We start from the raw sequence: 5,564 nt of genomic DNA on the forward strand, positions 1-5,564 counted from the left end.
CCCCCGGCGCGGCGCGGGTGACGGGAAGCGGGTCGCGGGAGGCGGAAGCGGGCGTCAGGCCTCAGGCGTCGCGCGGCGGGCCGAAGTCGGCGGCGAGCACGGCGAGCCTGGCCAGCAGGGCGTCGGCGAGCGGGAAGGCGGCGTCGCCGGCCAGCCAGCGGCTCAGCGCGGTCACGTAGCAGTCGAGGACGAGGTCGGCGACGGCGGCCGGGTCGAGGTCGGGGCGGATCCGTGTCCGGTTCAGTCGTCGTGCAGCGGGCGGCGCACCACCCAGGGCAGGACGAACCACAGCCCGGCGAAGATCAGCGCGACGACGGAGGTGATGGCCAGGGCCGTGGCGGTCCCGAGCACGACGTCCAGGACGAGCAGCACGGCGCCGGTGAGCGCGCAGGCCAGCAGCACCAAGCCCAACTGGGCGATGTGGACGGAGACCTTGACGATCCGCGCCTTGCCGGGGTGGCGGAACAGCCCGCGGTGCAGCGCCACCGGGGTGGCGAACACGGCCGAGGAGATGACGGCCAGCAGCAGGGTGGTGACGTAGACGTCCTGCTGGCCGTCGGTGAGGGTGGCGAAGCGCGGGGTGAAGGCGACCCCGAGCAGGAACGCGAACACGATCTGCACGCCGGTCTGCAGCACCCGCAGCTCCTGGAGCAGTTCCACCAGCCGCCGGTCGGCCCGGGCCCCCGGGCTCTCCGGGCCGGACGGGGACGGGGCGACGGGCGGCCCGGGTTCGGGCTGGGGCGGCGGCGGGGTGCTGGTCATGCGTCACCTTGATGTCGGAGGATGCCCCGGCTTTCAGGTCGGGGAGGAGCTCGGTTTTCCGCGTGGCTGGTCGGGGGCGGCCGTTTTGCCGCTCACCGGGCCGGTGTCCACCGCCCCGGTCCAAGCACCTTTGTCAGACCGTCAGGCTATGTTGCCGGTCATGGCGATCACGGCGCAGGACACGGACGGGTGTACCGGGCATACCCGGTACACCTACCGGCTGCGCCTGTCGACTACTGCTCAGGCCGGCCTACTGGGCGAGTGGGGGCGGTGCCGGTGGGTTTGGAACGAGTGCGTCGCCGAGTCCCGTCAGGCCCACGTCCGCAACCGGGCGTTGCCCGAGGGTGCGGAGCAGGCGACGTGCGGCCCCGGGCAGTTGGACAGGATGCTGACCGAGGCCCGTGCCGCCATGGTGTGGCTGCGCGAGGGCTCCAGCGTTCCGCAGCAGCAGGTCATCCGGGACTTCGCCAAGTCCCGGGCGAAGGCACTCAAGGACGTCAAGGCCCGGCTGCCGATGCGGCAGTGGGCCGGGATGCCGAAACCGAAGAGGAAGCGCGAGGCGCTGCCGTCGCTGAACTACACCAAGCGGGGGTTCCGCCTCAAGGACGGCCGGCTGCAACTCGCGGGCGGTATCGCCGTGACGGTCGTGTGGTCCCGCGAGCTTCCCGGCGATCCGTCGTCGGTACGCGTGTACCGCGACGGCATCGGCCACTGGCACGCCTCGTTCGTGGTCCCCGCCGCCGTCGAGCCGCTGCCCGCGACCGGGCGGGTCATCGGTATCGACTGGGGCGTGAAGGAGACCGCTACCACCACATCGGATGACCACGACCTTCCCCACCCGCAGTACGGCAGGAAGGCATCCGCCGATCTCGCCCGCTACCAGCGGCAGATGGCGCGTCGCCGACAGCCGAAGGGCAAGGCCCAGACCAAGGGCTACCGCAAGGCCCAACGGCAGACCGCCAAGCTCCACAAGAAGATCGCCAGGCAGCGCCAGGACACCGCCCGCAAGTGGGCCAAAGCCGTCGTCCGGGACCACGACGCTCTCGCGGTGGAGGACTTCCGGCCGAAGTTCCTCGCCAAGAGCCCGATGGCGGGGAAAGCCGCTGACGCCGCGATCGGAGCGACCAAACAGGCCCTGATCGAGATGGGCCGCAAACACGGGCGAGACGTTCGCCTGGTCCACCCCGCACACACCACGATGGACTGCGCGCACTGCGATGCGAGAACCAAGCATGCACTGCCGCTGGGACTGCGCACCTATACCTGCACCACGTGCGGAGCCGTGTCCCCCAGGGACAAGAACTCCGCTTACGTGATGCTCAATCGGGCAGGTCTGAACCCGGCTGACGCTGATGGCAGAAGACCTGCCGGGACGCCGTCCCGGAAGGCGGCCTGAGTCACCGATCCACCCGACAGAAGCCGGAATCCCCGGCGTCAGCCGGGGGAGCATTCTGCTGGCCCGCCGCCCGGTGCGGTGCCGCCCGGTGCGGTGCCGTCCAGGCGGTGCTGCCAGGCGGTGAGGAGGGTCTGCAGGGCGGCGGCCTCCTCGGGGGACAGGAGGGCGAGCAGGCGGTGCTCGTTGCGTAGGTGGGCGGTGAACGCCTCGTCGATCAGCCGCAGTCCGGCGTCGGTGAGGGCGACGACGCGCCCGCGCCGGTCGCCCTCGGCGAGGCGGCGGGTGACGAGTCCGGCGCGTTCGAGGCGGTCGATCCGCTTGGTCATCGCGCCGGTGGTGACCATGGTGTGGGCGGCGAGTTCCCCGGGGGCCCGTTCGTAGGGGGCGCCGGTCCGGCGCAGCGCGGCCAGGACGTCGAAGTCGCCCTCGCCGAGGCCGTAGCGGGAGTAGACCAGGGCGAGTTCGCCGGTCAGCCGGGCGGCGAGGCGGTGCAGGCGGCCGATGACGGCCAGCGGGGAGACGTCGAGGTCGGGGCGCTCGCGCCGCCACGCGGCCTGGATCAGCGCCACGTGGTCGGCGTCCGCGCCCGGCGGGGAGGGCGTCCGGGGGTGCTGCTGGTGCTCCATGGGGCCATCCTACCGCCAGTACCTTCCCGGGAAGGTATATTGCCTTCCATGGAAGCCAATCTGCGGTGGGTCCCGCTGACCGCGGTCGCGCCACTCGCCTGGGGCGCCAACTACTACGTCACCCACGCCTACCTGCCCGCCGACCGGCCCCTGTGGGGCGCGGCCCTGCGTGCCCTGCCCGCCGGACTGGTCCTGCTCACCCTGTCCCGCCGCCGCCCGCACGGGCCCTGGTGGTGGCGCAGCGCCCTGCTCGGACTGCTCAACACCGCGGTGTTCTTCGTCCTGCTCTACCTCGCCTCCCAACTGCTGCCCACCAGCACCGCCGCCACCGTCATGGCCGCCTCCCCGCTGGCGATGCTGCTCACCGCCTGGGCACTGGCCGGGCAGCGCCCGCACCGCGCCCACCTGGTCGGCGCGGTGGTGGGCCTGGGCGGGGTGGCGCTCACGCTGCTCGGCGCGGGCGGCGCGGTCAGCGGGGCCGGGCTGGCGGCGTCGGCGGCGGCGATGCTGGTCTCCTGCGTCGGCTACGTGCTGGCCGCCCGCTGGCGCGAGGGCGCGGACCCCCTGGCCGTCACCTCCTGGCAGCTGACCGCCGGCGGCCTGATGCTGCTGCCCCTGGCCGCCGCCGCGGAGGGCGCGCCCCCGGCGATGGACGCCCGCACGCTCCCGGCCTTCGGCTACGTCGCCCTGGTGGCCACCGCCCTCGCCTTCGCCCTCTGGTTCGCGGGCCTGCGCCACCTGCCGGCCGGCACGGTCGGCCTGCTCAACCCGCTCGCCGGCGTCCTGCTGGGCGCCGGCCTCGCGGGGGAGGGGCTCGGCGCGCGCCAGGTATGCGGGCTGGCGCTGGTCCTGGCCGGCGTCCTGCTCGGCCGCCCCCGCGGGCCCGCCCGCCCTGCCGAGGTCTCCGTCGCGGCCGAATCCGGTACCCGCACCAGGAGTTGACGAATCGTCAGTCCATCGGCCGGGTCGGATGGTGATCCAGGACGGCACACGCGGCCCCGGGGGAGCGGTGCCCGATCGCCACGGCCACGGCCACGGCCACGTCCGCAGCCGCCGCCCGAGCCGGTCCCTGGCGCCCGCCGCCCCCGCTGCGCCGCGCCGGCGCCCGCTGCCCGTAGGCTGGGCGGGCCGTCACCGGCACAGACCGTCACCAGTACTGACAAACACGACAGAAGCGGGCAGGGGCATGCAGTTCGACGACCAGGGCGACCTCGACACCTCGCAGGTGGACGACCGGCGCGGGATCCCGGGCGGGAAGGTCGCCATCGGCGGCGGGGCGGTGGGCCTGATCGTCGTGCTGTTCGCGGTCGTCCTGGGCGTGGACCCCCAGCTGCTGGGCCTGTCCTCCGGCGGCGGCTCCACCACCTCCAACGGCGCGCACACCGCCGGCGAGGTGCAGCAGGCCTGCAAGACCGGCGCGGACGCCAACCGGCGCCAGGACTGCCGGATCGTGGCGGTCACCAACAGCGTGCAGGAGTTCTGGCGCGCCGAACTGCCCAAGCGCACGGGCACCGCGTACCGCAACGCCGAGACGGTGCTGTTCACCGGCCAGGTCTCCACCGCCTGCGGCCCGGCGACCTCCGCCGTCGGCCCGTTCTACTGCCCCGGCGACCGCAAGGCCTACTTCGACCTCGGCTTCTTCAACGAGCTCTCGGCCCGCTTCGGCGCCAAGGGCGGGCCCTTCGCCGAGTCCTACGTCGTCGCCCACGAGTACGGCCACCACCTCCAGAACCTCCTCGGCACCATGCAGAAGGTGGGCAGCGACCGCCAGGGCGCCAACAGCGCCTCCGTGAAGCTGGAACTCCAGGCCGACTGCTACGCCGGGGTGTGGGCGCACCACGCCACCACCACCCCGCAGCCCTCCACCGGGCGGCCGCTGATCGCCTCCCTCACCGACCAGGACATCGCCCAGGGCCTGGACGCGGCCGCGGCCGTCGGTGACGACCGGATCCAGAAGCAGGCCACCGGCCGGGTCAACCCGGAGGGCTGGACCCACGGCTCCTCCGAGCAGCGCAAGACCTGGTTCACCACCGGCTACCGCACCGGCGACCTCGCCCAGTGCGACACCTTCGGCAAGCTCTAGCCCCGCGAGCTCTAGCCCAGCGAGCCGGCGGGCCGGCTCCCGGAGTGCGGCGGCGCGCCCCTGTCAGATGTCAGGGACCGCCGCCGGGCCCGCGTTCCTAGGCTGCTGAGCACCGGCCGGACCCCACGTCAGGCCGCCCACCAGCCAAGGGAGAACCATCCATGCGCAGGATCACCCACGCCGTCGCCACCCTCGCCCTCGCGACCGCGGCCCTGACCACCCTGGGCGCCGGCAGCGCCGGCGCCGCCGACGGCTCCTGGGCGGGCTGTCCGTACGGGGCGGTCTGCGTCTACCCGCAGAACCAGAACCCGGCCTCGGCCCCGAGCGAGGTGTACTGGAGCTACGGCGCGCACAACCTGAGCAACCAGTACGGCAACCACTGGGTCCTCAACAACCAGTCCGGCGGCGCCCACGCCCACCTGTGCAAGGGCTCCGGCGGCGGCAGCTGCGTCTACGACATCCCGGCGCAGAACGGCGTCTGGTACGACCTGGGCCCGATCAACTCGATCACCCTCGACCGCCCCTGACGCGTCGTTCCCGACGCACTGCCCCTGACGCACCGGTACCACCGCGCACCGGTACCACCGCGCACCGGTACCACCGCGCACGGGGGCGCCGCGGCCCCCCGCGGCGCCGGCGCCCCCCCCCCCCCCGCCCCCCCCCCACCTCGGCAACGGGGTGAAGCCCGGGGCCCCGC

At 73.7% G+C, this 5,564-nt stretch carries 7 protein-coding genes; 4 read left to right on the forward strand and 3 right to left on the reverse strand.

From position 1 onward, the window contains the following. Positions 1-61: 61 nt before the first annotated feature. Positions 62-289 (reverse strand): hypothetical protein, encoded by a 228-nt coding sequence (locus ACFV6I_RS27050; protein WP_380428151.1) that lies wholly within the window; start codon positions 287-289, stop codon positions 62-64. Continuing rightward, complete coding sequence (locus ACFV6I_RS27055; protein ID WP_063352945.1) at positions 241-762, reverse strand: DUF6328 family protein; 522 nt, start codon at positions 760-762, stop codon at positions 241-243. The genes ACFV6I_RS27050 and ACFV6I_RS27055 overlap by 49 nt, the downstream gene beginning before the upstream one ends. Positions 763-922: 160 nt before the next feature. Here ACFV6I_RS27055 and ACFV6I_RS27060 point away from each other — a divergent pair, with 160 nt between their 5' ends. Continuing rightward, a complete protein-coding gene (locus ACFV6I_RS27060; RefSeq protein ID WP_380428153.1) occupies positions 923-2,158 on the forward strand; it encodes an RNA-guided endonuclease InsQ/TnpB family protein in 1,236 nt (411 codons plus the stop codon). Between the two features lie 38 nt (positions 2,159-2,196). On the opposite strand, the gene ACFV6I_RS27065 is transcribed toward ACFV6I_RS27060, so the two are convergent. Beyond that, complete coding sequence (locus ACFV6I_RS27065; RefSeq protein WP_380428155.1) at positions 2,197-2,784, reverse strand: MarR family winged helix-turn-helix transcriptional regulator; 588 nt, start codon at positions 2,782-2,784, stop codon at positions 2,197-2,199. 48 nt (positions 2,785-2,832) lie between these two features. Here ACFV6I_RS27065 and ACFV6I_RS27070 point away from each other — a divergent pair, with 48 nt between their 5' ends. The 3 genes from ACFV6I_RS27070 (at position 2,833) to ACFV6I_RS27080 (ending at position 5,394) form a co-directional block, all read left to right on the forward strand. Beyond that, positions 2,833-3,726 carry a DMT family transporter gene (locus ACFV6I_RS27070; protein ID WP_380428157.1) on the forward strand — a complete coding sequence of 298 codons (894 nt, stop codon included), beginning with the start codon at positions 2,833-2,835 and terminating at the stop codon, positions 3,724-3,726. Between the two features lie 244 nt (positions 3,727-3,970). Further along, entirely contained in the window at positions 3,971-4,867 is an 897-nt protein-coding gene (locus tag ACFV6I_RS27075) for a neutral zinc metallopeptidase (protein ID WP_063352942.1), read from the forward strand. 161 nt (positions 4,868-5,028) lie between these two features. After that, positions 5,029-5,394 (forward strand): hypothetical protein, encoded by a 366-nt coding sequence (locus tag ACFV6I_RS27080; RefSeq protein ID WP_380428159.1) that lies wholly within the window; start codon positions 5,029-5,031, stop codon positions 5,392-5,394. Positions 5,395-5,564 lie beyond the last annotated feature (170 nt).

This window comes from Kitasatospora sp. NPDC059803 (assembly GCF_042732255.1).
In the GTDB taxonomy this organism is placed as follows: domain Bacteria; phylum Actinomycetota; class Actinomycetes; order Streptomycetales; family Streptomycetaceae; genus Kitasatospora.

What these genes read in the sequence shown, in the direction of transcription:
- ACFV6I_RS27080 (WP_380428159.1), top strand. Translation starts at nt 5,029, where the DNA reads ATGCGCAGGATCACCCACGCCGTCGCCACCCTCGCCCTCGCGACCGCG.
- ACFV6I_RS27075 (WP_063352942.1), top strand. Translation starts at nt 3,971, where the DNA reads ATGCAGTTCGACGACCAGGGCGACCTCGACACCTCGCAGGTGGACGAC.
- ACFV6I_RS27070 (WP_380428157.1), top strand. Translation starts at nt 2,833, where the DNA reads ATGGAAGCCAATCTGCGGTGGGTCCCGCTGACCGCGGTCGCGCCACTC.
- ACFV6I_RS27055 (WP_063352945.1), bottom strand. Translation starts at nt 762, where the DNA reads ATGACCAGCACCCCGCCGCCGCCCCAGCCCGAACCCGGGCCGCCCGTC.
- ACFV6I_RS27060 (WP_380428153.1), top strand. Translation starts at nt 923, where the DNA reads ATGGCGATCACGGCGCAGGACACGGACGGGTGTACCGGGCATACCCGG.
- ACFV6I_RS27065 (WP_380428155.1), bottom strand. Translation starts at nt 2,784, where the DNA reads ATGGAGCACCAGCAGCACCCCCGGACGCCCTCCCCGCCGGGCGCGGAC.